28 protein-coding genes and 1 pseudogene are annotated in these 25,468 nt (G+C 64.2%); 9 read left to right on the top strand and 20 right to left on the bottom strand.

The window, feature by feature from the left end; translation table 11 throughout:
* Positions 1-49 precede the first annotated feature (49 nt).
* The 3 genes from ACQR03_RS23120 to ACQR03_RS23110 all read right to left on the bottom strand — a co-directional run bounded on the left by ACQR03_RS23120 (position 50) and on the right by ACQR03_RS23110 (position 4,525).
* On the bottom strand, positions 50-1,747 hold the full coding sequence (locus ACQR03_RS23120; protein ID WP_434841912.1) for a response regulator: 1,698 nt from the start codon (positions 1,745-1,747) through the stop codon (positions 50-52).
* Positions 1,737-3,263 (bottom strand): ATPase domain-containing protein, encoded by a 1,527-nt coding sequence (locus ACQR03_RS23115; protein ID WP_316171948.1) that lies wholly within the window; start codon positions 3,261-3,263, stop codon positions 1,737-1,739. The genes ACQR03_RS23120 and ACQR03_RS23115 overlap by 11 nt, the downstream gene beginning before the upstream one ends.
* A gap of 227 nt (positions 3,264-3,490) precedes the next feature.
* The gene (locus tag ACQR03_RS23110; protein WP_315828053.1) at positions 3,491-4,525 is read right to left on the bottom strand and encodes a YihY/virulence factor BrkB family protein; all 1,035 of its coding nucleotides are present in this window, start codon (positions 4,523-4,525) and stop codon (positions 3,491-3,493) included.
* Between the two features lie 358 nt (positions 4,526-4,883).
* On the opposite strand from ACQR03_RS23110, the gene ACQR03_RS23105 reads away from it, so the two are divergent.
* Both ACQR03_RS23105 and ACQR03_RS23100 read left to right on the top strand, forming a co-directional pair.
* On the top strand, positions 4,884-5,129 hold the full coding sequence (locus tag ACQR03_RS23105; RefSeq protein WP_315715474.1) for a DUF3551 domain-containing protein: 246 nt from the start codon (positions 4,884-4,886) through the stop codon (positions 5,127-5,129).
* 380 nt (positions 5,130-5,509) lie between these two features.
* Positions 5,510-6,400 (top strand): hypothetical protein, encoded by an 891-nt coding sequence (locus ACQR03_RS23100; protein WP_434841911.1) that lies wholly within the window; start codon positions 5,510-5,512, stop codon positions 6,398-6,400.
* An 83-nt stretch (positions 6,401-6,483) separates the two neighbouring features.
* Here the strand turns inward: ACQR03_RS23100 and ACQR03_RS23095 are convergent, their stop codons facing one another.
* The 6 genes from ACQR03_RS23095 to ACQR03_RS23070 form a co-directional block, all read right to left on the bottom strand.
* Complete coding sequence (locus tag ACQR03_RS23095) at positions 6,484-6,960, bottom strand: GNAT family N-acetyltransferase (protein WP_316187358.1); 477 nt, start codon at positions 6,958-6,960, stop codon at positions 6,484-6,486.
* Positions 6,961-7,015: 55 nt separating this feature from the next.
* The gene (locus ACQR03_RS23090) at positions 7,016-7,288 is read right to left on the bottom strand and encodes a hypothetical protein (protein ID WP_315715796.1); all 273 of its coding nucleotides are present in this window, start codon (positions 7,286-7,288) and stop codon (positions 7,016-7,018) included.
* 288 nt (positions 7,289-7,576) lie between these two features.
* On the bottom strand, positions 7,577-8,107 hold the full coding sequence (locus ACQR03_RS23085) for a DUF4142 domain-containing protein (protein WP_410052275.1): 531 nt from the start codon (positions 8,105-8,107) through the stop codon (positions 7,577-7,579).
* A gap of 194 nt (positions 8,108-8,301) precedes the next feature.
* Positions 8,302-9,918, bottom strand: a complete 1,617-nt coding sequence (locus ACQR03_RS23080; protein ID WP_434841967.1) for an FAD-dependent oxidoreductase — start codon at positions 9,916-9,918, stop codon at positions 8,302-8,304.
* 118 nt (positions 9,919-10,036) lie between these two features.
* The gene (locus ACQR03_RS23075; RefSeq protein WP_316171954.1) at positions 10,037-10,531 is read right to left on the bottom strand and encodes a MarR family winged helix-turn-helix transcriptional regulator; all 495 of its coding nucleotides are present in this window, start codon (positions 10,529-10,531) and stop codon (positions 10,037-10,039) included.
* A 227-nt stretch (positions 10,532-10,758) separates the two neighbouring features.
* Entirely contained in the window at positions 10,759-11,004 is a 246-nt protein-coding gene (locus ACQR03_RS23070; protein ID WP_315752106.1) for a HypC/HybG/HupF family hydrogenase formation chaperone, read from the bottom strand.
* A gap of 131 nt (positions 11,005-11,135) precedes the next feature.
* Between ACQR03_RS23070 and ACQR03_RS23065 the strand changes: the two genes are divergently transcribed.
* The 7 genes and pseudogenes from ACQR03_RS23065 (at position 11,136) to ACQR03_RS23035 (ending at position 16,752) form a co-directional block, all read left to right on the top strand.
* A complete protein-coding gene (locus tag ACQR03_RS23065) occupies positions 11,136-11,636 on the top strand; it encodes a HyaD/HybD family hydrogenase maturation endopeptidase (protein WP_434841910.1) in 501 nt (166 codons plus the stop codon).
* Positions 11,626-12,045 (top strand): hydrogenase expression/formation C-terminal domain-containing protein, encoded by a 420-nt coding sequence (locus ACQR03_RS23060; RefSeq protein WP_316171956.1) that lies wholly within the window; start codon positions 11,626-11,628, stop codon positions 12,043-12,045. The genes ACQR03_RS23065 and ACQR03_RS23060 overlap by 11 nt, the downstream gene beginning before the upstream one ends.
* Complete coding sequence (locus tag ACQR03_RS23055) at positions 12,038-13,102, top strand: hydrogenase small subunit (protein WP_434841909.1); 1,065 nt, start codon at positions 12,038-12,040, stop codon at positions 13,100-13,102. Before ACQR03_RS23060 ends, ACQR03_RS23055 begins: the two co-directional genes overlap by 8 nt.
* Complete coding sequence (locus tag ACQR03_RS23050) at positions 13,099-13,758, top strand: hypothetical protein (protein ID WP_315752110.1); 660 nt, start codon at positions 13,099-13,101, stop codon at positions 13,756-13,758. The genes ACQR03_RS23055 and ACQR03_RS23050 overlap by 4 nt, the downstream gene beginning before the upstream one ends.
* Complete coding sequence (locus tag ACQR03_RS23045; protein ID WP_315752111.1) at positions 13,755-15,482, top strand: nickel-dependent hydrogenase large subunit; 1,728 nt, start codon at positions 13,755-13,757, stop codon at positions 15,480-15,482. The genes ACQR03_RS23050 and ACQR03_RS23045 overlap by 4 nt, the downstream gene beginning before the upstream one ends.
* A gap of 4 nt (positions 15,483-15,486) precedes the next feature.
* Positions 15,487-15,798: pseudogene (locus ACQR03_RS23040) on the top strand (4Fe-4S dicluster domain-containing protein); the annotation flags it as partial.
* Positions 15,799-16,752, top strand: a complete 954-nt coding sequence (locus tag ACQR03_RS23035) for a (Fe-S)-binding protein (protein WP_316172790.1) — start codon at positions 15,799-15,801, stop codon at positions 16,750-16,752.
* Positions 16,753-16,902: 150 nt separating this feature from the next.
* Here ACQR03_RS23035 and ACQR03_RS23030 read toward each other — a convergent pair whose 3' ends face one another.
* From ACQR03_RS23030 to ACQR03_RS22980, 11 genes are all read right to left on the bottom strand, one after another.
* The gene (locus ACQR03_RS23030; RefSeq protein ID WP_315715462.1) at positions 16,903-17,130 is read right to left on the bottom strand and encodes a sulfurtransferase TusA family protein; all 228 of its coding nucleotides are present in this window, start codon (positions 17,128-17,130) and stop codon (positions 16,903-16,905) included.
* A gap of 41 nt (positions 17,131-17,171) precedes the next feature.
* The gene (gene dsrE2 / locus ACQR03_RS23025; protein ID WP_315752113.1) at positions 17,172-17,699 is read right to left on the bottom strand and encodes a sulfur carrier protein DsrE2; all 528 of its coding nucleotides are present in this window, start codon (positions 17,697-17,699) and stop codon (positions 17,172-17,174) included.
* A gap of 9 nt (positions 17,700-17,708) precedes the next feature.
* Entirely contained in the window at positions 17,709-18,746 is a 1,038-nt protein-coding gene (locus ACQR03_RS23020; RefSeq protein ID WP_315752114.1) for a YeiH family protein, read from the bottom strand.
* Positions 18,747-18,761: 15 nt separating this feature from the next.
* Positions 18,762-19,202: a glycine cleavage system protein H gene (locus ACQR03_RS23015; RefSeq protein ID WP_315752115.1), complete on the bottom strand. Its 441-nt coding sequence runs from the start codon at positions 19,200-19,202 to the stop codon at positions 18,762-18,764.
* Between the two features lie 15 nt (positions 19,203-19,217).
* Complete coding sequence (locus ACQR03_RS23010; RefSeq protein WP_315752116.1) at positions 19,218-19,652, bottom strand: hypothetical protein; 435 nt, start codon at positions 19,650-19,652, stop codon at positions 19,218-19,220.
* A gap of 38 nt (positions 19,653-19,690) precedes the next feature.
* On the bottom strand, positions 19,691-20,614 hold the full coding sequence (locus tag ACQR03_RS23005; RefSeq protein ID WP_315752117.1) for a CoB--CoM heterodisulfide reductase iron-sulfur subunit B family protein: 924 nt from the start codon (positions 20,612-20,614) through the stop codon (positions 19,691-19,693).
* Positions 20,614-21,360, bottom strand: a complete 747-nt coding sequence (locus ACQR03_RS23000; RefSeq protein ID WP_315752118.1) for a 4Fe-4S dicluster domain-containing protein — start codon at positions 21,358-21,360, stop codon at positions 20,614-20,616. Before ACQR03_RS23000 ends, ACQR03_RS23005 begins: the two co-directional genes overlap by 1 nt.
* A gap of 10 nt (positions 21,361-21,370) precedes the next feature.
* Positions 21,371-22,246 carry a hypothetical protein gene (locus ACQR03_RS22995; protein ID WP_315752119.1) on the bottom strand — a complete coding sequence of 292 codons (876 nt, stop codon included), beginning with the start codon at positions 22,244-22,246 and terminating at the stop codon, positions 21,371-21,373.
* The gene (locus ACQR03_RS22990) at positions 22,243-23,295 is read right to left on the bottom strand and encodes an FAD-dependent oxidoreductase (protein WP_315752120.1); all 1,053 of its coding nucleotides are present in this window, start codon (positions 23,293-23,295) and stop codon (positions 22,243-22,245) included. The genes ACQR03_RS22995 and ACQR03_RS22990 overlap by 4 nt, the downstream gene beginning before the upstream one ends.
* Entirely contained in the window at positions 23,292-24,665 is a 1,374-nt protein-coding gene (locus ACQR03_RS22985; RefSeq protein ID WP_315752121.1) for a heterodisulfide reductase-related iron-sulfur binding cluster, read from the bottom strand. Before ACQR03_RS22985 ends, ACQR03_RS22990 begins: the two co-directional genes overlap by 4 nt.
* Before the next feature lie 62 nt (positions 24,666-24,727).
* Positions 24,728-25,453: a 4Fe-4S dicluster domain-containing protein gene (locus ACQR03_RS22980; protein ID WP_315752122.1), complete on the bottom strand. Its 726-nt coding sequence runs from the start codon at positions 25,451-25,453 to the stop codon at positions 24,728-24,730.
* Positions 25,454-25,468: the final 15 nt, after the last annotated feature.

Raw genomic sequence — 25,468 nt, 5'->3', positions numbered from 1 at the left:
AGGTCCGAGACCGCAGCTCGCTATCAGCAGCTCGCCATCAGCCCCCGTATCACGAGATGCGCGCCTGCGACCAGACGTGGTCCATCTTCACCGCATCGAGTGCGGTCGCCAGTTCGTCGATGCGATATGGCTTCGACAGGATGCGGACGCCCGCCTCCTTGGCGGCGTGAACGGCAGCGCCCGAATAGCCGCTGGTCAGCAGGATCGGCATGTCGCCGCGCCGTTTCTGAATCTCGCGCGCCAGCTCGACACCGTTCATGCCCCCCGGCATCATGACATCGGAGAACACGAGATCGACGATTCGTCCGTCGGCCAGCGCACCGAGCGCCGCGGCGGCGCTGGAGGCGCGGGTCACCTCATAGCCGAGCTGGCGGAGCATCTCGCCGACGAGCGCAGCGACCTCATCGTCATCCTCGACCAGCAGCACGCGGCCTTCGTTGCGCCGGCGGGCCTGGGGCCGCTGCAGATCGAGGAGATGGTGCGGCTCCCTGGACGCCGCGTGCTCTGACCTCGGAAGGTAGAGGGCAATCGTCGTCCCCTTGCCCGGCTCGGAGTCGATGCGGACAGTGCCGCGTGACTGGGTGACGAATCCATAGACCTGGGCCAGCCCGAGGCCGGACCCTTTGCCGACGTCCTTGGTCGTGAAGAACGGCTCGAACACCCGGACGCGAACCTCCTCCGTCATGCCGGTGCCGGTGTCGATCACCGACAGGCGGACGTAGTCGCCGGCGATCTGATCGTCTTGCACGTTGCGGAGGTTCTCGGCCCGAACCACGATCGTGCCGCCGGTCGGCATCGCGTCGCGAGCGTTGACGGCGAGATTCAGCACGACGAGCTCGAGCTCGCCGGGGTCGACCTCGACTGGCCAGAGCGCCTCGGGGAAATCGAACTCGACGTGCACGTCGCCGCGCAGGCTGCGGTCGAGCAGCTCGCGCATGCCGCCGATCTGGCGGGCGATGTCGACCGGCTCGGGCCGCAGCTCCTGCCGGCGCGAGAACGCGAGCAGCTGGCGGGTCAGGCTGGCGCCGCGCTGCGCCGCCTGGATCATGCCGTCCATCAGGCGGCGACGCCGCGCCGGATCGCTCTGGCGGTCGAGCATGTCGAGCCCGCCGGAGATCACCATCAGCAGATTGTTGAAGTCGTGCGCGACGCCGCCGGTCAGCCGGCCGATGGCCTCGATCTTCTGCGTCTGGCGCAGGGTCTCCTCGACCCGCGCGCGCTCGGCCATCTCGATGCGAAGATGCTCGTTCGACTCCGCGAGGGCCCGCGTCCGCTCGACGACGAGTTGCTCGAGCTGCTGCGCCGCCTGCTCGCGCGCCTGGATGAGAGCGCGAATCTCGTATTGACGACGTCGCGCCCGCAGCGCGGATTGAACGGCGCTGGTGAGCGTGATCGGCTGAATCGGCCGTTCGAGCAGCGAGACATTGCGCAGCGCGCTTACCAGATTGCGCCGCCACGTGACGACGGCACTCTGCTCGCGGTGACTCGTGAGCACGATGAAGGGCAAATCGGACCAGGCCGGCTGCCGCTCGACCCATTGCGTGAGGGCGGCGGTGTCCTTTGCGAACAACCCTTCCTCGGCCACGAAGACCGTGCCCACGCCTGCGCTCAACTCACTGAGCAGCTGCGTGAGGTCAGAGCAGACGGTCGTCTCGATTCTTGCACTGCGGAGCAGCTCTGCCGATGCCGGCCCGTCCCGCCCGATCGGCGCGAAGACGAGGACGCGGTGATCTCGCTCAATGCCCATCCCGCACGTCCATGTCGGGGATGTCCGTTCCGGTGAAGCGCGGATTGCCGGAAAATATTCCGCTGAATTCCCTGAGCGGCGGGCCGAGGGTGATGCCGGAGCTGCTCAGGCGAAACTCGCGGATGCTGTGCTCGTGGTGACCGCTGCGCTTCTTGACCACCGACAATGCGCGTCGCACCGCCCCTCCCACCTCGAAATAGCGCAGCATCAGCACGGCATCGCTGAGATAGCTGATGTCCAGCGGCGTATCCATCGGCCCGACCAGACCGTGCTGCGCGAGCACGAGGATGGTCAGCACACCCTGCTGGCCGAGATAGGTCAGCAGCTCATGCATCTGCAGGATGAGAAAGCGCTCGTCGGGCATCGCGTTGAGATAGCCGTTGAGACTGTCGATGACGATCAGGCGGGCGCCGTCCTGCTCGACGCTCTGCCGAACGATGGCGCCGAATTCGCCCGGCGACAGCTCGGCCGGGTCGATCTGCTGGAAATGGATGCGCCCGGATTCCATATGGCGCTCGAGCGGCAGGCCGAGCGTCCGGGCACGGGCTTCCACGGTGCCGCGGCCCTCGTCGAACGCGAAGAAGACGGCGTGCTCGCCGCGCTGGGCCGCCGCGATCGCGTAGATCAGCGCCACCGAGGATTTGCCGACACCGGCCCCACCGATGAGAAGCGCATTGGTGCCGCGCTCCAGCCCGCCGCCCAGAAGCTGATCGAGCTCGGCGTTGCCGCTCGAGGTGAAATCGCCGGCAAAGGATCGGTGATGCTCCGCGGCGACCAGGCGCGGAAAGATCCTGAGCCCGCCCGAGGCGATCGTGAAATCATGGAAGCCGCCCCGGAACGAGATGCCGCGCATCTTGATCACGCGCAACCGGCGGCGCTCCGCGCCATATTCGATCGCGAGCTGCTCCAGCATCACGACACCATGCGCGACCGAGTGGAGCTGCAGGTCGTCCTGCGAGGATGACAGGTCGTCGAGCAGGACGACGGTGCAGTTGCGCTTGGTGAAGAAGTGCTTCAGCGCGAGCACCTGGCGGCGATAGCGCAGCGGGCTCTGGGCCAGCAGCCGGAGCTCCGACAGGCTGTCGATCACAACACGGCTGGGATTGATGCGCTCGACCTCGTTGAACATCAGACCGGTGGTCTCGCTGAGCTCCACCTCCGCCGGATGGAACACGGTGAGCTCGCGCTCCGGGTCGAGCGTCGTTTCCGGCGGCACCAGCTCGAACATGTCGACGCCGGCGAGCGACCAGCCATGGCGCCGCGCCACGACCTCCAGCTCGCGCCGGGTTTCCGACAGCGTGATGTACAGCACGCGCTCGCCACAACTTGCGCCCTTGAGCAGGAACTGCAGCGCTATGGTGGTTTTCCCGGTGCCGGGACGGCCTTCATACAGATACAGGCGATTGGGATCGAAGCCGCCGCCGAGAATGTCGTCGAGGCCTTCACTTCCGGTGGAAATGCGCGGCAGATCCCTGGGCCCACCCTCGTCGCTTCCGCGAACAGGCTGCTCCGTCATGCATAAGCTCCGTCGTGACAATCGAGACGACGCCGCAGCGAACCCGACAATTCGGGGCTTCGCGACGACCCGATAGGAACACAGCGGATCCGCCTCGGGTTCCCGGGTTCCGTCTCAGGCGGGCGGTTCCACGAGATCGCCGTGGCGCGGGCCCCGTGCGTTGCGATCCCCGTGCGGCATCTCGCATGGCCGAGCCGATCGCACCTGCATTCTCAGCCGACGGCAGATCAGCTCCCACGGCCCACCGTGTCAGCCATCGTGGCGCCGCGGGTGCCAAGTGGCTGTGCGGCGCCGGTGGTGGTGTCGCGCAGGGTCTGATGCTCCAATTCGGCATCGAGCTCAGCACCGATCAGGATCACGATGGCGGAGATCCAGATCCAGGTCATGAAGCCGATGGCGGCGCCGAGCGAGCCGTAGGTCGCGTTGAAGCTGCCGAAATTCGCCGCATACCAGGAAAACAGCGCCGAGCCCGCGAGCCACAGCGCCGCCGCCAGCGCGCTGCCCCAACTGATCCAGCGCCATCTGGGCTCCTCGCGGTCCGGCCCGTAGCGATAGATCAGGGCCAGTCCGAGCGCGACGCAGATGAAGATCGCCGGCCAGCGGCCGATCCGCAGCACCAGGTCGCCGGCCCCGGACATGCCGAGATAGTTCAGCAGCACCGGGAGCACGACGACGGCGCCGATCGCAAGCAGCGCGAACAGGATCGCGCCGCCGGTGAACAGCAGCGAAATCGCGTTCAGCTTGATGAAGCCGCGCCTCTCGGGCTCGCGATAGACGATGTTGAGCGTGTCGAACAGCGACTTCATCGCCGCATTGGCGCTCCACAGCGAGATCGCGAGGCTGACGAGGAAGGTGATGCCCAGCGCCTGACGGCCGTTGGCAGAGACGCGCGTCAACTGGTCGCGCGCGATGTCGATGGCGCCGCCGGGCATCACGCCCTGCAACTGTTCCAGATGTCCGGTGATTTTGGCCGGATCGGAGAACAGGCCGTAGATCGCCACCAACGCGGCCAGCGCCGGAAAGATCGCCAGCAGGGTGTAGAACGTCATGCCTGCGGCGAGCGCAACGATCCTGTGCTCGGTCACGTTTTCATAGACCCGGAACAGGACGTCCTTCCAGCCGCGCGCGGGAAGCTCCGCGGGCGAACGCGCCAGCCGGCCGTGTCCAGCGCCGGACCGGCGCGCGCCTCCCGAGCCTTCCGTCTGTTCGGGCCGCTGATCGAAATAGTGGATCAGGAACGCGAACCCGAGCAGAGCCAGCATCCCGCCGGTGCCAGGTGCGCGCGGGCGGCTCGCGAAAACGCTCGAAGAGTCGCGATGTGCGGCGTCTGACGTCTTGGATCGGCGAAACATGGGATCGGTCCATCACCAGCGGCCAAAAGCAACCGGAGCGGTGGACGAATGTTCCGGCATCACGCCATGACGCGCGTTGCCAAGCTCCGCAACGGTGGGCTCCTCCGATCTTCAAAAGGCCAACTCGGGCAAGCGCCAACATGCAGACAATTTCGTCGGCCAGTGAACGCGTCGCAGCGCCGCCGACACAAAACAGTTGATGTTGCGCGAGGAACGGGCCTGCGCCCCCTCGCGTTGCAACGGTACTTTTCAACGCAAGGATAAACGCATGCGCCGCCTGTTATTTGCCTCGCTGTCTGCCACCGCCGTCCTCGCGAGCTTCGCCGCGATCTCACCGGCTTCCGCCGCGCAAGACCGCTTCTGCCTGCAGGGCAGGATGTGGGGCTATCCGGGCAACTGTCAGTTCTCCACCTATCGTCAGTGCCAGGCGGCGGCCTCGGGGACCGATGCGGGCTGCGGCATCAACCCCGCTTACGCCTATGCCCGGCAGCGCGGCTACGACCCACGCTATTGACGGGTCATTGCGTCAGCCCTCGCGCGGGGAATGAGCCGCGCGATCCATCCAAACCTGGCAACAATTGAAACATGGCTGGCGGCGACATCTCTGGCCGCCACGCCCCCCTGGCCCTGCTCTATTGCATCGCGCAACGGCACCATGATCCTTTGGCTCATGATCCGTTAGCTGTTGCGGCAAGTCCCATCCGAGGCCGGCGGTCACGCGTCCTCTCCTCCTACGCTGATACGTGCACGGAACATTGCGCCTCGCTGTTGCTTATACGGCGACCAATGTCGAACCGGAGGAGGATCATCATGGACGGACTGATTTATCTCGTGGGGTTGATCGTGGTCATCATGGCCGTTCTGTCGTTCTTCGGTCTGCGCTGAGACGACATCATGGCCATGGAAACTGCGCCGGTCGTCACATCACCCCTTTCAAGCGCGACGGCCGATAGCTGGACCCTGCAATGGACGCCGGTCGTTGCAGGAGCCCTGACCGCCGCCGCGGTCTCTTCGATCCTGATCAGCTTTGCCATGTCGGTCGGCCTCGGTGTCAGCTCCACCGCGCCGACATGGCGCGACGCCTCGGTGGCGCTCTGGCTCCTGTCCGGCCTCTATCTGGTGCTGCAGGCGCTGATCAGCTTCGGCTGCGGCGGCTACATGGCGGGCCGCTTGCGCGCAACGCACGGGCTTGCCGAAAGCGAAGAGATCGAAAAGCGCGACGGCCTGCATGGCGTCTCAGCCTGGGCGCTGGCAGTCGTGCTCGGCGCTATCCTGGCCGTGCTCGGCGCGTCCGCGGCGACGCGGACCAATCCACTGACTGCGCCGGCGACGGCCAATGAACCATCGATCCTGAGCTATGAGCTCGACCATCTGTTCCGCGCGCCGCGGCGAGCACCCAGCCCGGATCTCGCCCCCGCACGCGGCGAGGCCGGCCGCATCCTGCTCACGGCGTCGAGCCACAATGGCGTCAGCCCGGAGGATCGCAGCTATCTCGTGCAGCTCGTCAGCGGCACGACCGGTCTCGCTGCTCCCGATGCCGAGCGGCGGGTGGACAGCGTGATCGCAGAAGCCAAGAACGCGATCTCGCGCACGCGCGCCGGCACCGTCATCCTGGCGTTCTCGGTGGCCACCGCGCTGCTGCTCGGCGCCGTCGCCGCCTGGGCGGCTGCGGAGAGCGGTGGCCGTCACCGCGACGGCAAGCCTGTCACCGGATGGATGCTGCACGCCAATCGCTTCAGCCGGCGGCGCGACATGTGGCGGCGGCCGATGTCGATGCCGGAATAGAGCACGTCAAGAACAGCGAGCGGCCCGACCCATCGCCGGGCCGCTACGCATTGTACCCCCGCCGCGAAAGACGCTCGCGCAATTTAGGCGAGCCGCAGGATCATCAGGTTCGCGTCGCTGCCATAGCTGCCGGTCGGATCCGCGGCGGCCGCCTTGTCGACCACAAATCCTTGCCTCTCCCAGAATGGCGTCGAGCCGTTGACGGCGATCAGCGACAGCGACTCCAGGCCGAGCGCACGCGCGTGTCGGATCAGTTCCTCGACGATCACGGTCGCCGAGCCGCTGCCGCGAACCGCGGGCAGCAAGGCGAGATCATGGATGTAGTAGGTCGATGCAGCCGACGGAATGCTTCCGATCAGCCGGTTCAAGGCCGGCGGCCGGCCGAGATGCCAGGGATGGCTGAGCACATAGCCGGCGATGCCGGCGCCGGTCCCACGCAGCACGCGGCATCCATCAGGGTGGAGACGCAGACGCTCCGCGAAAACACTCTTGTCCTCGGGATAGTTCGGGTGCACGCGGGCTGCGATTCCATCGACGTCAGCAAGATCGCTTGGCGCCATGGCACGCCAACTCATGCGGTCCGCACCGGTCTGGCTCGTCCTCACTCGCCCTTGCTCACTTGGCAAGCGCCAGCCAGCGTTCGCTGGCCGACAGCGCCGTCGGCCACAGCGCCTCCGTCGGCTGCCCGCGATGCAGTGCCTTGCCGACCTCGCAGATCGACATGAAGGCCGCGGAGCGCGCCTCCTCCACCTCGAGCGGCTGCTCCGCGCTCGGGCTGCGGACGAGGCCCATCAGGCCGTTCAACGTCTGCAGTGCCGCTTCCGGCGGGCTCGCCTCCGCCGCCCTCAGCGCAGCCACGATCTGCTGCGCCTTTTCCGATTCGGTCATCACGTCAGTCATCTTCTTATCGCTTGCCCGTGCCTCATGGGAGAACGCTAGCAGCCGGACGAAGGTCGGGCAATGCTGGGGCGGACGACACTCCGATGCCGAACACGCAGTGCCGACGTGCGATTTTCCGCCGGTCCCGGCTCGGCCATCTTGCGAGGCTGCTTCGCCAGCGTCTCAGCCAGCGTTGCATTGGCCTCGTGGTCGGCAAACTTGTTCTTCAGATGGCGCGATCATTGGCGATCACGACGCCCGGACAAGGCTGAGGCATCGTGGTCGCTCTGGCCCATGTCATTTCGCCAATGATTTCGCCATGTCGAGGTGCTTCTGCAGCACCGGCACGGTCTGCTGGGCGAAGTCCGACAGCGGTGAGTTTGCCGCGGCCTGCTTCTGATACTTCTTGATATCCTCCTGGTGATCGCGAACCATCGCCTGCGCGAACGCCTGGTCGAACCGACCGCCGGACATGCCTTCCAACCGGCTGTAGATGGCCTTCTGCTTCTTGCTCGGCTCGGACGGCATCTTCATCCCGTTCTGGCTCGCAAGCTGCTGCGCCTTCTGCAGATGCTCGCTATGGTCCTGCTGCAAGGCCTGCCCGAACTGCTTGACCTGATCGCTCTGCCCCTTCTGCTGCGCCAGCTTGCCCATGTTCACCTCGGACATGTCGCCCTCGATCGCCTCGGTCATGAAATGCTGATCCTTGGCGGGCGACTGACCTTTCGGAGCGGCGACCGCGCCGCCGGCCACCAACACGGTCACAGCAGAGGCGGCCATGGCAATTCGGATCGCTTTCGTCTGATGGTTGTGGATCATCCTGCTCATCGTTGATCTCCGAGGGGTTGGCTCTTGATCGTCCCGACGGCAAGAGCCTCGCCCGACGATCGTTCCTAAGCCCCGCGTGGCTGCCCTGCAGAATGCTTCCGCGCGCAACTACGCGGCGGGTTCCAAATGCTGCGGCACGCCCCCGCAGCACGACATCGATGGCTTCTCGGTATCGGACCCGCGCCAGACAGCGCTCAGTGAGTGCGTGCATCTCCTCCGAGCGCCCGAGCCAGCACGCGTCGAAGCAGGCCGGCCTGCGCCGCGCTCCCGCGCCAGGCCACGATCTGATCGGGACGGATCAACGCGAGGTCGGCCTCGTAGAGATCGCGCAGGGCCCGCGGCAAGGTGACGATCTCGACATCGGCACGCAGCGGCCCCATGGCCTCACGGAGTTGATCCTCATCGAGGTCGCAGCCCTCACACCGCAGCAGCGTCCATTCGAAGCCGAAGCGGTCGTACAGCGAGATACCTTGCTCCAGCCAGGCGTGCGGCGCGCGGCCGCCGGGACAGGCGCTCGGCACGTAGGCGTTGGCCGCATCCGGCGGCGGCCGGGTGCCATCGGGGACGATGATCGGTGAGCCATCATAGCGGCCGCCGAAGGTGACGCCGGGGATGTTGAACTCGGCGCGCGCATGCTGATCGAGATAGGCGCTGGCGATGCGCCGTGCCTCGTCGCCGGCCGCGGTCGCGTCCTCGATCTCGGGCACCGCGGCAAACAGGCCGAGCGAATCCGCAAAGCCGCGCGCGTAGCCGGTGTTGCGCAGCGCCACCGGACGGCGCTCCGCCTCGTAGCTGTCGAGCAGCGAGACGGGGCTCGTTCCCTTGACGACGCTCGCGAGCTTCCAGCCCAGATTGACCGCGTCCTCGATCGCGGTGTTGTAGCCGAGTCCGCCGGTCGGCGTGAACAGATGCGCCGCATCGCCGCCAAGGAAGACCCGGCCGCGCTGCAGGCGCTCGGCGACCAGCGCATGACCCGCGGTCCAGGTGAGGTGCGAAAGCACCTCGCAGGGAATGGGCGCACCGCAGGCGCGCTGGAACGCTGTCCTAGCATCATCGGCAGTGATCGCGCTTTCGTCCTCGCCGGGCCGCAGCTGGGTGTGGAAGGCAAACTCGTCGCGTCCGTTCACTGCGGCCATGAAGGCGCGGCGGTCTCGATTGAAGCAGACATACATCCAGGCCCGCGCATGCGGGACACTGGCGTAGAACTCCGGCGAGCGGAGATAGACCGCGAGCATGCGGCCGCCCATGAAATCGCGCCGTATTCCCGTCGTTCCGCCGTAGGAGATCCCGAGCGATTGTCGTACCGGGGAGCGCGGACCGTCGGCGCCGATCAGGAATTCAGCCGCGACCTCGCAGCGCGCGCCGCCGCTGACACGCTCGACGTCGGCGGCAATGCCGCCGTCATCCGCGACGTAGCCGATCAACCGATGTCCGTAGCGCAACTGAATGCCCGCAAGCTGCGCCGCGTGCCTACGCAGGATCGCCTCGACGAATTTCTGCGACACCCGGTGCGGCAGCTCTGCTGCGCTCCACGAGCCGGACAGACCCTTCACCAGTTCCGTCGCGCGTGCTGCGGACGGCAATTGAAAACGTGCCAGCTCATGCGCCGTGTAGCGCGTGAAATAGGCGACGTCGGTCGGGTAATCCGCGGGCAGGCCGGCGCGCCGGACCTCGTCGGCGAAGCCGAGCCGGCGGAAATGCTCCATCGTCCGCGCCTGCGTCGCGTTGGCCTGCGGGTTGAAGGCCGTTCCCGGCTTCTCGTCGACCAGGATTGCGGACACGCCGCGGCGGCCAAGCTCGTTGGCCAGCATCAGCCCGCACGGACCGCCGCCCACGATCAGCACCGAGGCGCTCAGACGTTCGATCACGGCGCTTCTCCTCGCAACGGAAGAAGGCTACCGCGCCCGGCAAAATAGTCAAGCAACCTGACTATCTGGTGTCGTCGAGCGTATCGAAGCGGGCGCCGTAGGCCGACAGCCCTTGCAGGATCGCGTCCATCACGGCCTTGCCGAGCTCCTTGCGCATCTCGGCTTCGGCCACGTCGACGGCGTCGCCGAACGCCTCCAGCCATTTCAGTCCGGCCGGCGTGAAGCGGACCAGTCGGGCGCGCCGGTCGCTCGGATCGGCCTCGCGCGACACCAGACCCAGCTCGACGCATTGATCGACCAGCTCGCCCATCGCCTGCTTGCTCATCGAGGCCCGCCGCGCGAGCTCGGTCAGCCGGGTGCCCTCGACATCGAGATTGCGGGTGAGGCTGACATGGGCGATCCGCGTCCCGCCGTGGCCGCCCTCGGCCATCAATTGGAGAACCCGGGATTCGAACCGGCGCACCGCATTGTTGAGCAGCCGGCCGACATTGGCGTGCCGCCATGCCGTTCCGGTTCGTCGCGCAAGCGGCGCCTCGCGTGGAGATCGCGCTGTCATGTGGAAAACACCTCGTCGAATCCGGCTACGCTGCGCCAGGGTAGCAGGCGCAAGGTGACATCGGATCGATGCTTCGTCATTACCTGACCAGCGCGCCAGCCGCTTGCCGGAGGCCAGCCCGAAGCCGATGCCGGGGATCGCACCCACCAGCGCCTCGCGACTTCGGTCGCTGACGGCGCGCCCCCCTCACGTTCATCCGGCTGACGCAGGCCTCCGCGACGGCGCGTTCATGCATTGCCGCGCATTGCGTCTTCCGCCGCAAGCAGTTCGTCGAAGAGATCCCATGCACTCGACGCTTCGGCTTCTGACATCTTCCGGATGGCGTAACCAACATGAACCACGACGTGATCGCCGGGATCGATCGTTTCATGCTGAAGCAAAAACAGACTCACCATGCGCTCGATGCCTTTGGCCTCGCATCGCGCCATGACTCCGTCACACTCCACGACCCGCATCGGGATGCCAAGGCACATGTCGGTTCCACGCAATTACTTGGGTGCTAGATCATAGCCCGATCGATGAACTCGATTTGACGTGGATCAAGATAAGAGCATCATATTCGCTGCATAGAATATGAGGCGCCTGATCTCGCAGGAGTTCTCCTATGCGGACGCATGTCGCGGCGACCTACACGCTGGTGCTCGGAATCGGCAATATCCTGCTGAGCGATGACGGCATTGGCGTGCAGGTCGTTCGGGCCCTCGATGCACTGGAATGTGCGGGCGAGATACCGCATCGTGTTGCTCTGCGGGATGGCGGGACGCTCGGGCTGTCCCTGTTTTCGGAGATCGAAGATTTCGGCTCGCTCATCGCCGTCGACGCCGTGGAACTGGGCGCGAAGCCCGGCACCGTAAGGATCTTTCAAGGTCCGGAGATGGACCGGCAGCTGACGGGAAAGAAGCGGACGGCTCATGAGGTCGCGCTTGCCGACCTGATGTCGGCGGCGCGGCTGACCGGCTGCGAGCCGGCGCGTCGGGCGCTCGTCGCAGTTCAACCCGAATCCACACAATGGGGCCTGTCGCTGACGCCCGCGGTTGGCGCGGCCATTCCCACCGCATGTCAGCAGATCAAAGCGCTACTCAGCAGGTGGCACCATGACAGTTGAAGCGGATGCCGCAGCGGGGTTCCGCACCGGGATGATCGACAGCTTGCTCCGCGAGATCGCCCATCACCTCGATGTGCTTGCCAAAACCGGCGCTTGCGCGGCGATCGATCTGTGCAGCCTGCCTCTCACGGTTGCGGATCGCAGCGAATTGGAGGAGCGGTTGGGCCATGGTGACCTGGAGGCCGTTTTGACCGCAGCCGGCGTCAGCGAAATCTGGGAGACGCGCTATGCCGGCGTGTGGTGGGTTCGCCATTTGGGCGCCGGGGACAAGCTCGCCGCCGAACGCATCGAAATCACGGCGTCCCCGGAGATCCTGACAAGCCATGCGGCTGACATCGCTGCGGCCAGCAACAAACTGTCTGAAGATCTGATCGACCGCGTCTCTTCAGAGGATGCCGAAGATGCATGAAACCCAGACGATCGGCGAGCTCTTGACGCGCCGGGGCGTCTCCCGCCGCGCCCTGCTGAAATATACGACCTATCTTGCCAGCCTGCTGGCGTTGCCCCCGATGGCCGCGAAGGGCATGGCGGAGGCGTTGGCAAATACGCGGCGCCAATCCGTGATCTGGCTCTCATTTCAGGAATGCACGGGCTGTACGGAATCGCTGACGCGTTCTTTCGGTCCGACCATCGAGGACATGATCTTCAATCTCATCTCGCTCGACTATCACGAAACGCTGATGGCGGTGTCGGGTGCTGCCGCGGAAGCGGCCCGCCTCGCTGCCATGAAGGAGAACAAGGGCAAATATGTCGTCGTAGTCGACGGCTCAGTCTCGACGAGAGATGGCGGGGTCTACTCCACCAACGCCGGCAAGACCAACCTCGAGGTGCTGAAGGAGACGGCCGCAGATGCAGCCGCCGTGATCTCAGTCGGGACCTGCGCGGCCTTTGGCGGCATCCCGCACGCAAATCCCAACCCCACCGGCGCAGTTGCCGTCAGCGACATCATCACCGACAAACCGGTGATCAATGTCTCCGGTTGCCCGCCCATTCCGGAAGCCATCGCTGGCACGGTTGCGTATTTCGTGACTTTCAACAAGCTTCCCGAGCTCGACGACAAGGGCAGGCCGAAAGCGTTTTTCGGCGATACGATTCATGACCGCTGCTATCGCCGACCGTTCTACGACAAGGGGCAGTTCGCCAAGCAGTTCGACGATGAGGGAGCACGCAAGGGCTGGTGCCTCTATGAAGTCGGTTGCAAGGGGCCCGTGACTTACAATGCGTGCGCGACCGTGAAATGGAATGGTGGCGTCTCCTTCCCGATCCAGTCCGGACACGGCTGTCTGGGGTGTTCCGAACCGAATTTCTGGGATCGCGGCAGCTTCTACCAGCCGCTTTCCTCAAACACGTTGAATGATCCGGAGATCATCGGCGGCGCCGCAGCTGCGGGCGCGGCGGTCGGGATTGCCAGCGCACGGCTGGCGCGCCGACGCAAACAACGAGCGGAGAGGGAGACCCAGCCATGAGCCTGCTGGATTTCGTGCGCGGGCCCGCGATCGAGATTGCAATCGCGATATTCGTGGGCGGCGTGGTGTGGCGGCTCGCGTCACTGTTGCTCCTGCCCTGGACCAACGACAGATCGGCGAAGCGAGCCGGTGCACCGCATGCCGTGGTTGGCGCGTTCCGGGGCTTCGTACGTCACCTATGGCCCGCGAACACCCATCTGCGCGCGTCGCTGTTCAGCACGGTGAACGGCTATGTCTTTCACGTCGGCCTTGCCATCGTCGTGTTCGGACTGGCGCAGCACATTCTATTCCTGCGCGGATTGTTCGGCTTTTCATGGCCGAATTTGCCCACCGGCGTGATTTCGGCCGCGTCGGTGCTCACGCTGGCGTCGCTGCTGGCTGCGCTGGCGCGGCGGATGACGAATCCGGTCTTAAGACTGCTTTCGACGCTTGACGACTACGTCAGCTGGCTGGTGACGTTCCTTCCGGTCGTGACAGGGCTGATCACGGTGAGCCACCTATGGGCGCCGTATGAAACGCTCTTGTCCGTGCACATCCTGACCGTGTGCCTGTTCCTGATCTGGTTCCCGTTCGGAAAGCTCATGCATGCCTTCCTCGTCTTCCTGACCAGAAGCGAGACCGGGATCTTCTACAGCCGCCGGGGAGTTGAGATATGAACCAGCGCATCGTGGTCGATCCCATCACGCGCATCGAAGGGCACCTGCGGATCGAGGCGGAAACAGATCCCCAGGGCGCCATCACCGGCGCGTACAGTTCCGGCACGATGGTGCGCGGCATCGAACTGATCCTCAAAGGACGCGATCCGCGCGAGGCCTGGGCTTTCGCGCAGCGAATATGCGGCGTGTGCACGCTGGTCCACGGCATCGCCAGCGTCCGTGCCGTGGAGAATGCGCTGGGATACGCCATTCCGCCGAACGCGCAACTCATCCGCAACCTGATGATTGCCGCACAATATGTGCACGACCATGTCATGCACTTCTATCATCTGCACGCGCTCGACTGGGTCGACGTGGTGTCGGCGTTGAAGGCCGATCCCGCGGCGACGTCGCAATTGGCGCAATCGATCTCGAGCTTTCCGAAGTCGAGCCCGGGCTATTTCGCAGACACGCAGAAGAGACTGAAAGCCTTCGTCGAAGGCGGCCAGCTCGGCATCTTTGCAGGTGGATTCTGGGGACATCCCGGATTCAAGCTGCCGGCCGAAGCAAACCTGATGGCGGTCGCGCACTATTTGGAAGCGCTCGCCTGGCAGCGCGAGGTGGTGCAGCTCCACACCGTCTTCGGCGGCAAGAATCCGCATCCGAATTTCCTGGTCGGCGGCGCCCCGTCGGCGATCAGCCTGAACACCGGCGGCACCGCCATCGGCATCGACGGTCTGCAGACGGTGAAGACCGTGATCGGCCGAATGAAGGATTTTGTCGAGCAGGTCTATCTGCCGGACACGCTGGCCATCGCGTCCTTCTACAAGGACTGGTTCGCGCGCGGCGAAGGCGTGGGCAACTTCCTGACCTACGGTGACTTCCCCGAAAAGGGCATGGACGACCCGGCCAGTTGGCTGATCCCGGCGGGCGCCATCCTCAATCGCGACCTGACCACGATCCATCCCGTCGACATGAACAATTCGGAGGAAATCCAGGAGTTCGTCTCCCATTCCTGGTACGGCTATGCAACCGGCAAGGACAAAGGCCTGCATCCTTACGAGGGCGAGACCAATCTGCATTACACCGGTCCCAAGCCTCCCTTCGAGCAGCTCGATGTCGGTGCGAGCTATTCCTGGCTGAAGGCGCCTCGCTGGAAGGGCCATGTCATGGAGGTCGGCCCGCTCGCGCGCGTGCTGATGCTCCATGCCAAAGGTCACGAGCCGACGCGCGAACTGGCCGGTTACGCGCTGGGCAAGCTCGAACTGCCCCTGACGGCGATGTTCTCGACCATGGGACGCACTGCGGCGCGCGCCCTGGAAAGCAAGATCGTCGTCGACCAGATGTCGACTTGGTACGACCGTCTTCTTTCCAACATCCGCGCGGGTGATCTGAACGTTCACAATTCGAACAAGTGGGATCCCTCAACTTGGCCCACCGAAGCCAAGGGTGTCGGCTTCATGGAAGCGCCGCGTGGGGCGCTGGCGCATTGGGTGGTGATCAAGAACAAGCGCATCGATAATTATCAGGCCGTGGTGCCCTCGACCTGGAACGCGGGACCGCGTGATTCCAAGGGCCAGCCCGGACCTTACGAAGCGGCATTGATGGATCGCCACACACTCCACGATCCTCGGCAGCCGCTCGAGATCCAGCGCACGATACACAGCTTCGATCCGTGCATTGCGTGCGCGGTGCATGTGATCGATCCGGAAGGCGAAGAGCTGATACAATTGCGGGTGAGGTAAGGCGATGGGCGGCGAAATCGACGTCGAAGCAGCCAGCAGGACGTTCCTGGCGCGAACCGAGGGACATCTGGTCAGCTATCTCGAGGCTTGCGTCCATTGCGGGAACTGTGCCGAAGCCTGCCACTTCTATCAGGCCTCCGGAGATCCGCGGCACACGCCCGCCTACAAGCTGTTTCCGATTGCCAAGGCCTATCGCCGGCAGAAATTCCCGCTCTCGCTCTTCGCCCCCCGCGTCACGGAAGAGGACCTCAGGGAATGGGAGGAACTGCTGTTCGATACCTGCACCATGTGCGGTCGCTGCACCACGATCTGTCCGATGGGGATCGACATCGCTTCCATCGTGGGCGGCGCGCGGCAGGCCTTCGTCAAGGCGGGACTTGGACCGAAGGACCTTCTGCAGGCCGCCGACAATTCGCGCGATCATGGAAGCCCGCTGGGCGTGACGGCCGAAAAGCTGCGCGATCGTATCGAATGGCTCGAAGATGAGCACGACGTGCCCATCGCGCTCGACAAGGACACGGCCGACATTCTGCTGACGCTCTCGTCCGTCGAGACGATGAAATACCCCGATTCCGTGGTGGCCATGGCCAAGCTGCTCAACCACGCGGGCGTCGACTGGACGCTGAGCACGAAGGGCTATGAAGCCACGAATTTTGGCTATCTGGCCGGCAAGGCGGACGTCGCCAGGATCATGGTTCAGCGGATCACCGAGGCCGCCGAGGCGGTGGGAGCCAAGACGGTGGTGATTCCGGAGTGCGGCCACGCGTTCGGTGCGCTGCGCTGGTCGGGCGCCAATATGCTCGGCCGCCCCCTGCCCTTCGCAGTCGTGCACATTTCGGAATTCATGGCGCAACTCAAGCGGGACGGCAGACTGAGGCTGAAGCCGATCGAGGAGTCGATCACCTATCACGATCCCTGTCAGATCTCCCGTCGTGGCGGCGCGACCGAAGATGCGCGATTCCTCCTGCAGGATTTCGCGAAGGACTTCCGCGAGATGACCCCGACCGGAAATCTCAACTGGTGCTGCGGTGGCGGGGGCGGCGTGCAGGCGATCGCGCGCGCTGCCGATCTTCGCCACAAGGTATTCAAGATCAAAATGGATCAGGTGGAGAAGACCGGTGCAAAGACCATGGTCTCGGCATGCTCGAACTGCCGGCTGACCATGGACGAGAGCAAGGCCCACTGGAAATGGGAAGGCGGGCTCGCGAGCCTGGTGGAGATCATTGCGGACCACCTGATCGAGGATGCCCCAGCGAAGACGCAAGGGTGACGGTTCACAGTCGTACGCCTTGCAGCGTGGGCAAACGGCGGCGAAACGCCGGCGGCGGAGCGTGCAGACTGCACCGGTCGCCTCCGTTGGTTGCGGATCCGCTCTCGGTCAAACCGAAAGGCACTCCAACCTGTCAGAGATTGCGTAGCGTCAGGACGTTCGCCTGATCAGGAACTCGAACTGCTTGCCTTCCGACTTGGATTCCAAGAGATCATTTCCGGTCGTGCGACAAAACGCCTCGAAGTCCTTCACGGCGCCGGGATCGGTGGCGAGCACTTGAAGCGTGCCACCGATCGGCACGTCCTTGAGTGCCTTCTTCGCGCGCAAGATCGGCAGCGGGCAGTTCAGTCCCTTGGCATCGAGAACCTGGTCAGCCATCCTGTCTCTCCGTAATTTCTGGTGCTGGCTTCGTGATACATTCAAATGAACAGGTTGATGTCGCTCTTGGTCGCCGTCTCGATGTAGGTCGCAGCGCCGCCGAGCACCGGCCCCTCGATCATGTCGTCCTTGGTGTACTCGAATAGATCCATGGTCATCTGGCAGGCGATCATCTTGACTTCGGCTTCGATGGCCATCGTGCGCAACTCCTCTATCGATGCGACCCCCTTTTTCTTGATCAGGTTCTTCATCATTGTCGTCGCCGCCGCGTCGACGCCGGGGATGGCCGATACGAGATTCGGCATGCCGATGTGCATTCCAAACATCGGCATCTCCATGGCCGGATTGCCGAGCGTCGAAATCTTCAGGTCGAGATTCTTCTTGAGCAGCGTCAAGCCGTAGAAGGTGAAGAACATGGTCACTTCGAGGCCCATGGCCGCCGCTGTCGTGGCCAGGATAAAGGGCGGATAGGCCCAATCCAGCGTGCCCTTGGTGACAATCATCGACATGCGCTTGGTATTGTTATCATCGGCCATTGCATCTCTCCGTTCGATCTCTCGCAGGCGCAACCGCGCGCATCATTGGATTCCTGCTTTCCAACGCACGACTATCAGCACGAGGACCGCGAGGAACAACGTCTCGGCGACGATCAGCGCGATCGCCCGGCCGCCGACATCGGCCATCGCCTTGAGCGACGTCTTCATCCCGAGCGCTGCGATCGCCGTCACCAGGCACCACCTTGAAATGTCCTTGATGAGGGCAAGCAGGAATGCGGGAATGACGCCGGCGCTGTTGAGCATCACCAGAACGGCGAACACCACCAGGAACCCCGGCAATTGTCGCCCGGCCTTACCGACGTGATGGGCGCGGAACACGTAGGACAGCATCACCACGACAGGCAGCAGCATGGCAACCCGGAGCAGCTTGGTGAAGGTCGCGACGTTTCCGGTCTCCTCCGACACGCTGAAGCCGGCGCCAACCACTTGCGCAACGTCGTGAATGGTGCCGCCAAGAAACATGCCGACTGCAGCGTGATCGAGATGGAATCCTGCGATCACCAGCGGATAGACGATCATCGCGATCGTGCTGAGCGCGGTCACGCCGATCACGGTAAAGACCGTGTCGCGTTCGTGCTGCTCCCCCTTGGGCAACACCGACGAGATCGCGAGCGCCGCCGACGCTCCGCAAATCGCCACAGCCCCGGAGGTGAGGATTCCGAACCGCCGGCTCAAACCCATGGCACGGGAGGCCAGCGCGCCGAACAGGATGGTCAGGATCACCGCGCCGACGACCGTGATCACGGGCGTCGGACCGAGCTTCATGATCTCGGCAATCGTGATCTGCGCCCCGAGCAGGCCGACGGCGACGCGCAGGATGTGCTTCGAGGCGAGTTCGATGCCGGCAACACAGCGCCCCTCCTGCGACAGGAAATAGAAGGCCATCCCAAGCAGCAAGGCGAACAGCATGACCGGCCCGCCATAGTGCTCGGACAGGAAGGTTGCAGCGATCGCGATGATCAGACTGGCCAGGACACCCGGGAAATAGGTCGGCAGCGACATGAAGGCCGCGAGGCCGCGACTTATCATCGATGTCCTGATTGCGACGGTCTCAGTCACGGCCTATCCACTTCCTTACGCGCAGCCAGCGAAATTCTCGGCAGCCATCTTCGCTTCGTAAGGGGCGGCGGCCGCCGTGCCCGGCACGAGGCCGGCCTTGGCAGCAGCCCAGTCCTTCGGGCGCACCTTGACCATCCATCCCTCGCCATATGGGTCCGTATTGGCGAGCTTGGGCGCTGCGCTCATTGCATCGTTGACCTCGACGATTTCCGCATTGAAGGCGACCTTTGCCGGGCCGACCCACTTGCCGGATTCGATCGTGGCGCAGGACTTGCCCGCATCGACCAACCGGCCGGCCTTCTTTGGTGTGAAGGCGACAAGCTGACCGGCCATGGCCGCTGCCACGGCGGTCATCCCGAGCGTCACGGTGCCGTCGGCGTTCTCGCGATACCAGATGTTGTTTTCGACGTCGTAGAGGAGGTCGTCGGGAAGGTTGCAGCCGCGGACGATGGGCATCGTCTTCTCCTTGTCTCAAACAGTTTCGTTGGTCTGCATCGATGCATCGAGTTGACGTAGCGGCCGGGACGCGCAGCAGAAGTCGCCGAGCCCGGCCACCTCCAGCTTGCCTCCGATGAACAGCATAAGGTGCCGCGCGACCATGGTGCCCAGCCGCAGCCGCCGGGCGACCTCCGCGTGGCCTGGCTCGAGGCGCACCAGATTATAATGATAGACGAGCTCGCGGCATGTTTCGCGGCATGCGTTGAAGCTTGCATCGCCGCGCGCACCCTGCCGATGCAGCGCCAACAGGCGAAACGTCTCGACCTTGCGATCGGTCGCGATCTCGCCGTGCGCAGCGAGCCATGTTTCGAGAATCGTTTCGCCGAGCTGCAGCAACTCCTCGGCAAGCGGCGCGGCGGCCGCCGAGAGTGCGGCATCGGACGCGGCCAACATGCCGTCGAGCCGCATCGCGACGTTGTCGAGGCTCGTGATACCGATATCCGCCATCAGCCGAGCCCCCGCGCACGCAACAGACCGGTCGAATCCGAGAAGTTCTCCTGCACGCCGACCCTGCGCGCCGACAGCCCGAGCGCCATGCCGAGGAGCTGGGTGAAGTACAGGATCTTGACGCTCGTCTTGCGGCCGAAGACCTTTTCGGCGCGCACCTGATGCATTTCGAGCCCGGTGTGGCAGGTCGGGCATTCGGTGGCGATCACGTCCGCGCCGCAGGCCTCGGCCGTCGTGAGCAGGTTGAGAACGAGCTTGGTCGAGGTGTCACTGTCGGACAGCGTGTGAGCGCCGCCACAGCATGCCGTCTTGAGGGGGTACTCGACATTTTCGGCCCCCGCCGCGGCCAGCAGGTCGTCCATGAAATGGGGCTTGGAGGTCGATTCCGAGCCGGGCCCCTTGTCCTTTTCCGGAAAGATGTGACGCGGCCGCGTGTACATGCAGCCGTAGTAGTTGGCGACCTTCAGGCCCTTGAGCGAGTTCTTCACGCGTGCCTTGAGGCCTTGTTCGCCGACCGATTCCTTGATCCAGTCGAGCGCGTGAATGGTCGTGACCTTGCCCGCTTCGTAGGTTGCGTGGCCGGCCTTGCGCGACAGTCGGTCCGTCACCTCGCGCGACGCGGGATCCTTGGCGAGGTCGTATTCGGCCTTCTTGAGATTGTGATAGCAGCCATTGCACGGCGCCATCACGGTATCGAACCCCATCGCATCGGCGATCGAGAGGTTGCGGGCCGACAGATAGGTCTGCAGCTTGGGATCGATGTTCTTGACCTCCATGGCCCCGCAGCAGTTCCAGTTCTTGAGCTCGACCAGGTCGAGGCCGAGTGCCTTGCCGACCTCCTTGGTCGAGCGGTTGTAGGCGTGCCCGGTGCCTTCGAGCGCGCAGCCCGGATAGTAGGCGACCTGCTTGTGTTTGTCGCTCATCACTCAGCTCCCTGAACGTCCAGCCGAAGCGCCTTGCGGGCAGCTGCTTCGCACTCACGGACATACTCGTCGATCGCGAGGCTGGCGCCCCGCCATCCGCGCGTGCGGGGACGGATCACGCTGGCAAGTCCCAACTTCACCAGGAGGCCGACCGGCAATCGGCTGGCGAGACTGCGTATCAGTTCGACAAGCCAGCCCTGCGACAGGGACTGCCCGGTCCGCGCGAAGAACCGGCGCAACACGCGGCCTTCCTCGATCTTGCCGGTGGCGAAGACCTGCTCGGAGAAGACCTCATCGAACGCGGTGGACGGCTTCTTCTCCGTATAGCCCTTCAGCTCCAGCCAATGTGCCGTGGCCTTCATCACGCCTTCGGGACTGACGTCGCGCGGACAGGCATAGGTGCACTTGTTGCAGGAGACGCACTGCCAGATGATGTCCTTGTCACGCAGCAGCTCGCTTTCGAAGCCCATGCGGATCAGGTAGATCCAATAGCGCGGGTTGAAGTCGGGATTCACGGCGTTGATCGTGCAGGCGTTGGTGCATGAGCCGCATTGCCAGCAGCGGTGGATGAACTCGCCCCCCGGGAGCGCCGCGATCTCCTCCTGCATCTGCTCGTTGTAGTCGGTGATGGCGCGCGAGGTGATGAACGTGCTCCAGTGCCCGGAGACATCGACGCCATCGATTTCCAGGTGCTCATGCGTGACGAGATTCTCGGGCCGGATCAGCGATTTTTCGTGAATCGGCATGGATGTTCCCTCATTCGCTCAGCAGGCGAGGCTGCCCGAGCACATAGGCCCTGCCATCGATCAGCTTCAGGCGGGTGCGCCCCGACTCGGTATCGACCGCATCGAGTCCCAGGAGACGCCGAGTATGCGCCATCGCGTCTGCTTTGAAGCCGCCGCAGAAGTCCGCGTGCAGGAACTGGCCGCCCTTGTCGTTGATATAGTTTGCATAGGTGTGGGCGCAGAGCAGATCGACGTAGAAGGCCAGATCGCGGAAGACACCGTTCGCCTGCAGGAATCCTTCGAGCTCCTCGCGTAGCATCGTGAAAGTGGCGAGGCCGTCGCCGACGGCGATCGTACCGGCCTCGGCATCCTCGTCGTACCATATCTCGCGCAACACGCCGGTATTGACCCTGGCGTCCCACATCCAGCGCGTCATCAGCGGATAGCGGTCGGGCGCGGTGAAATGAAGGAGCTCGGCGGCAAGATCGCGCGACCAGCGGTGCTCGCGATCGGCTGGAAAGCTCGTGACGAACGCGGCGACGCGCTGGTCGGTGGTGCCGAGATCGGACCATCCGCACAGCAGGACCTCGAGCCTGCTGCGCATCGCCGCGAATCCGTTGCGGCCGAGCCACGCACCCACACGCCGGCGCACCGGCGTGATGAACGTGGCGAGGTCGCAGAATTCGGCCTCCGTCAGCTCGCTGACCCGCCCCTTGCCCAGCACCTCCTCGAACAGCGAGGCCTTGAGCGCGAGCGCTCCGACATAACGCTCGACGCCACCGGCGTCGTCGGCGGATTCCACGAGGTTCTCGAACGCCCGCCGCAGCCTGGGGCCGGACAGATCAAGCACCGGCCGCGTCGGCTCGGCCACCGCCTTGCCTCTATGGCTGGTGATCGGCCACATCACTCGGCCGCTTCCATCATGGCGCCGCGGACCAGGGTCAGCGCGGCCATCGCTGCCGACTGGCCCTGTGCGATGGAATCGTCGATGGTCTCGGGCCCGGTCGCCGCGCCGGCGACGAAGACGCCGGGCCGCGAGGTCGCCGATGTGTTGGAATAGACCGATGCCTTCTGGATATGGCCGTGCTTCTGCAGTTTGACGTCGAACACCGCCGACAACGTCATGTTGTCAACATTGGGATCCATGCCGATGGCGTGCACCACCATGTCGAACGGAATCGAGATCGGCCGCTTCACCAGCGTGTCCTCGCCCTTCACGATCAGCCGCCTGCCGTCCGATGTCACTTCGGCGATCCGCGCCTTGATGTATTTGACCCGATGCTTCTCCTGGCTTTCCCAGTAGTAGAGATCTTCGTAGAGGCCGAAGGTGCGGATATCCATGTAGTAGATATACACGTTGCACCGTGGCACCGCCTCGCGGATCTCCATGGCAATGTTGGCGGAGACCGTGCAGCAGATCTTCGAGCACCACTCGCGACCGATCTGGCGGTCGCGCGAGCCGACGCATAGCAGGATCGCGACCCGCTCCGGCTCGCGTCCGTCGGACGGACGGCGCACGCCCCTGCCGGAGGAGAGCATCTGCTCGACCTGGGTCGTCGTGACCACATCAGGGTAGGTACCGAAACCCCATTCCGGCTTGTTGACGGAATCGAAATGCGTGAAGCCGGTGCACAGGATCGCCGCCCCCGCCTCCAGCACCGTGCCATCCGACAGCGTCACGCGAAAGTCGCCTGGGCTGCCCGAGAAGGCCTTCACCGTGACGCGCCTTCGGATCTCGATACGGCTGTCGGTTTCGACCCGGCGCACCATGCCACCGATGGCGTCCTTGGCCCATTCGCCGGACGGCACCAGCTTGGCATAGCCCGACTGGATCGGCGCGCCGCCGAGCTGCTCCGCCTTCTCGACGAGAACGACGCGCTGGCCGGCCGCGGCCAGCGCATGTGCGGCGGAAAGCCCCGACGGCCCACCGCCAACGATGAGAACGGGACAGGTCATGATGCGGCTCCTGACAAGGTCGCCGTCGGCTTGACATAGCCTGGGCCCGACGTAATCGCGCGTTTGGGGTCGTAGAGCGTCTCGATGCGGCCGGCCTTCACTTCATCGAGGTAGGCCTCGAATTCGGCTTTGGCTTTCTGCCAGTCGATGCCGAGCTTCTCGAGCATCCCCTCGAACGGCGAGGCGTGCCAATGAAGCTGCGCGAGCTTGTATGGATGCGCACCGAGGGCGAGCGCCGCGAACTGGCAATCGGCCATGACTGGCAGCGCGTAGACCTTGTCGACGGCTTTGCCGATCCACTGGTTCTTGTCGAGCGTGGTGATGCAACCCGTATCGTGGCCGATCATGACGTCCGCCCGCGCCTCCTCGACCGCGACCCTGATCTTGCGGTCGATGGCGAAGGAGCGGGTGAACTCACGCTCGCCAATGATATGACGAAAACCGAAGCCGCAGCAGTCGTACCAAGTGGAGTAGTCGATCACCTGTGCACCCAGCGCCTGCATCAGGCCGGTCGATACCGCGACGCGATTGCCATCCATGACGGTGTCGTCATAGATCACGTCTTCCGGAACCATCTTGTAGACGTGACAAGCCGGATGAACGGTGGCGCGAAGGCTGCTCACGTCTATGACCTGCCGCTCCCGGATGCGGTGACGCATGACGTGCAGCCATTCGGAATAGTGCACGATCTCCTCGGGGATCAGCAGCTTGCCGTCGACCAGGCGGCCCAGCTTGCCGAGAATCTTCTTCACCTGCTCGCGCAGTTCAGCCGAATGCATCAAGAAGATGCGCATCTCCTTGTAATTGCCGAACGACGTGCCACAGTGGACCAGCGGGAAGTAGGTTCCGACCGGCAGCCCCTGCGCCTTGGCCGACATGTATGCCTGGTGGAAGTTGCGCAGGAAGACGGCGGCCAGACTGACGACATTGCCGACCCCGGAGCCGTGATAATTCCAGGCGGTGCAAGAGGTTTGATCGGTCTCGTCGAGATAGCGCACGCCGAGCTGGTTCATCAGCCACATCACGCTCGACGGATAGCCGGGGATATTGCCGCACTGTCCGCAGGACTTGTGCTGCCAGAGGTTGGTGGTGGGAATGCGCTTGTCCCAGCCGTACAGCGTGCGCGCCACCACCGGCTCGTGGCGCTCGTCGATCCGATGGACGACGATTTCGCCGTCCTTCTCCAACTCCCACATCGCGTCGCGGATGTCGTGGACACGCTCCTTGTTGGTCAGCATCGAGCGACGGTCGATCCGGGTTTCCACCCAGGCCGTCGCTGTCTGCGCCTCGCCCGGCGTCAGATTGGAAGGGCGCCACTCCGCGCCAAAGCCGGCGTAAGCCGACTGACTGTCACTGCGCTTTTCGTCCATCGTTTCCTCCGTCGTCCACCGCAGCGATTGATCTCGCCGTCTGTTGTGGTCATCTCAGCGGCCTATTCTTCCTGATGCTCTTCTAGCCACTCGTTGTACTCCTCGCGCTTCTCATCCATCACGTCACTGACGACATCGAACAAATTCTCGTCGATCGTCTCGAGCTGATCGAGCACGCCGGTCGCCTCCCAAATGGTGTAGAGTTCGACGGACGTCTTCAGGTTGACCTCCCAGGCCGTGTCCATGGTGTGCATGGTCGGGACCGGAATGGCCTTGCGCAGGATATTGAGCGGGGCGTCGACCTTGGCGACGTTCGGGCCCCAGTCGGGAAACGCATCGCGCGTGATCATGTTCGGCGCGAGCTGGTTTCCCGTGGAAATGACCTTCAGAAGCACCCGCGAGAACGGTCGCAGTACATCCTTCGCCGACTGCATGCCGTGCTTGATCGCGACCTCACGCATGATCATGACGAGCCCGCCCGGCGAATTTTCGAACGGACAGCGGGCCGCACAGGTGTAGCACTGCGCGCAGGACCAGATCTTCTCCTGCATCGCGTCGTAGATGCCTTCGAGATTTTCGGTCCACAGCAGCTGGACGATCTCGCGGGGTGAATAATCGTAGTAGTGCGCCGAGGGACAGGTCGCGGTGCAGATGCCGCAATTGAGACAGCCATGCAGCTCATGATCGTAGAGGACGTGCGAGCGAATGTCGTCGAACACCTCTTCCAGCTTCTCGTAGGGAACGACCGGCGCCTCGGAGACCGGGTCGCCGATAGAGGTCAGCTCCATTGAAGCTCCGCTCGT

This window comes from Bradyrhizobium sp. HKCCYLS3070 (genome assembly GCF_051167575.1).
GTDB lineage: Bacteria > Pseudomonadota > Alphaproteobacteria > Rhizobiales > Xanthobacteraceae > Bradyrhizobium.
This window is presented reverse-complemented; position numbering and strand designations above follow the sequence as displayed.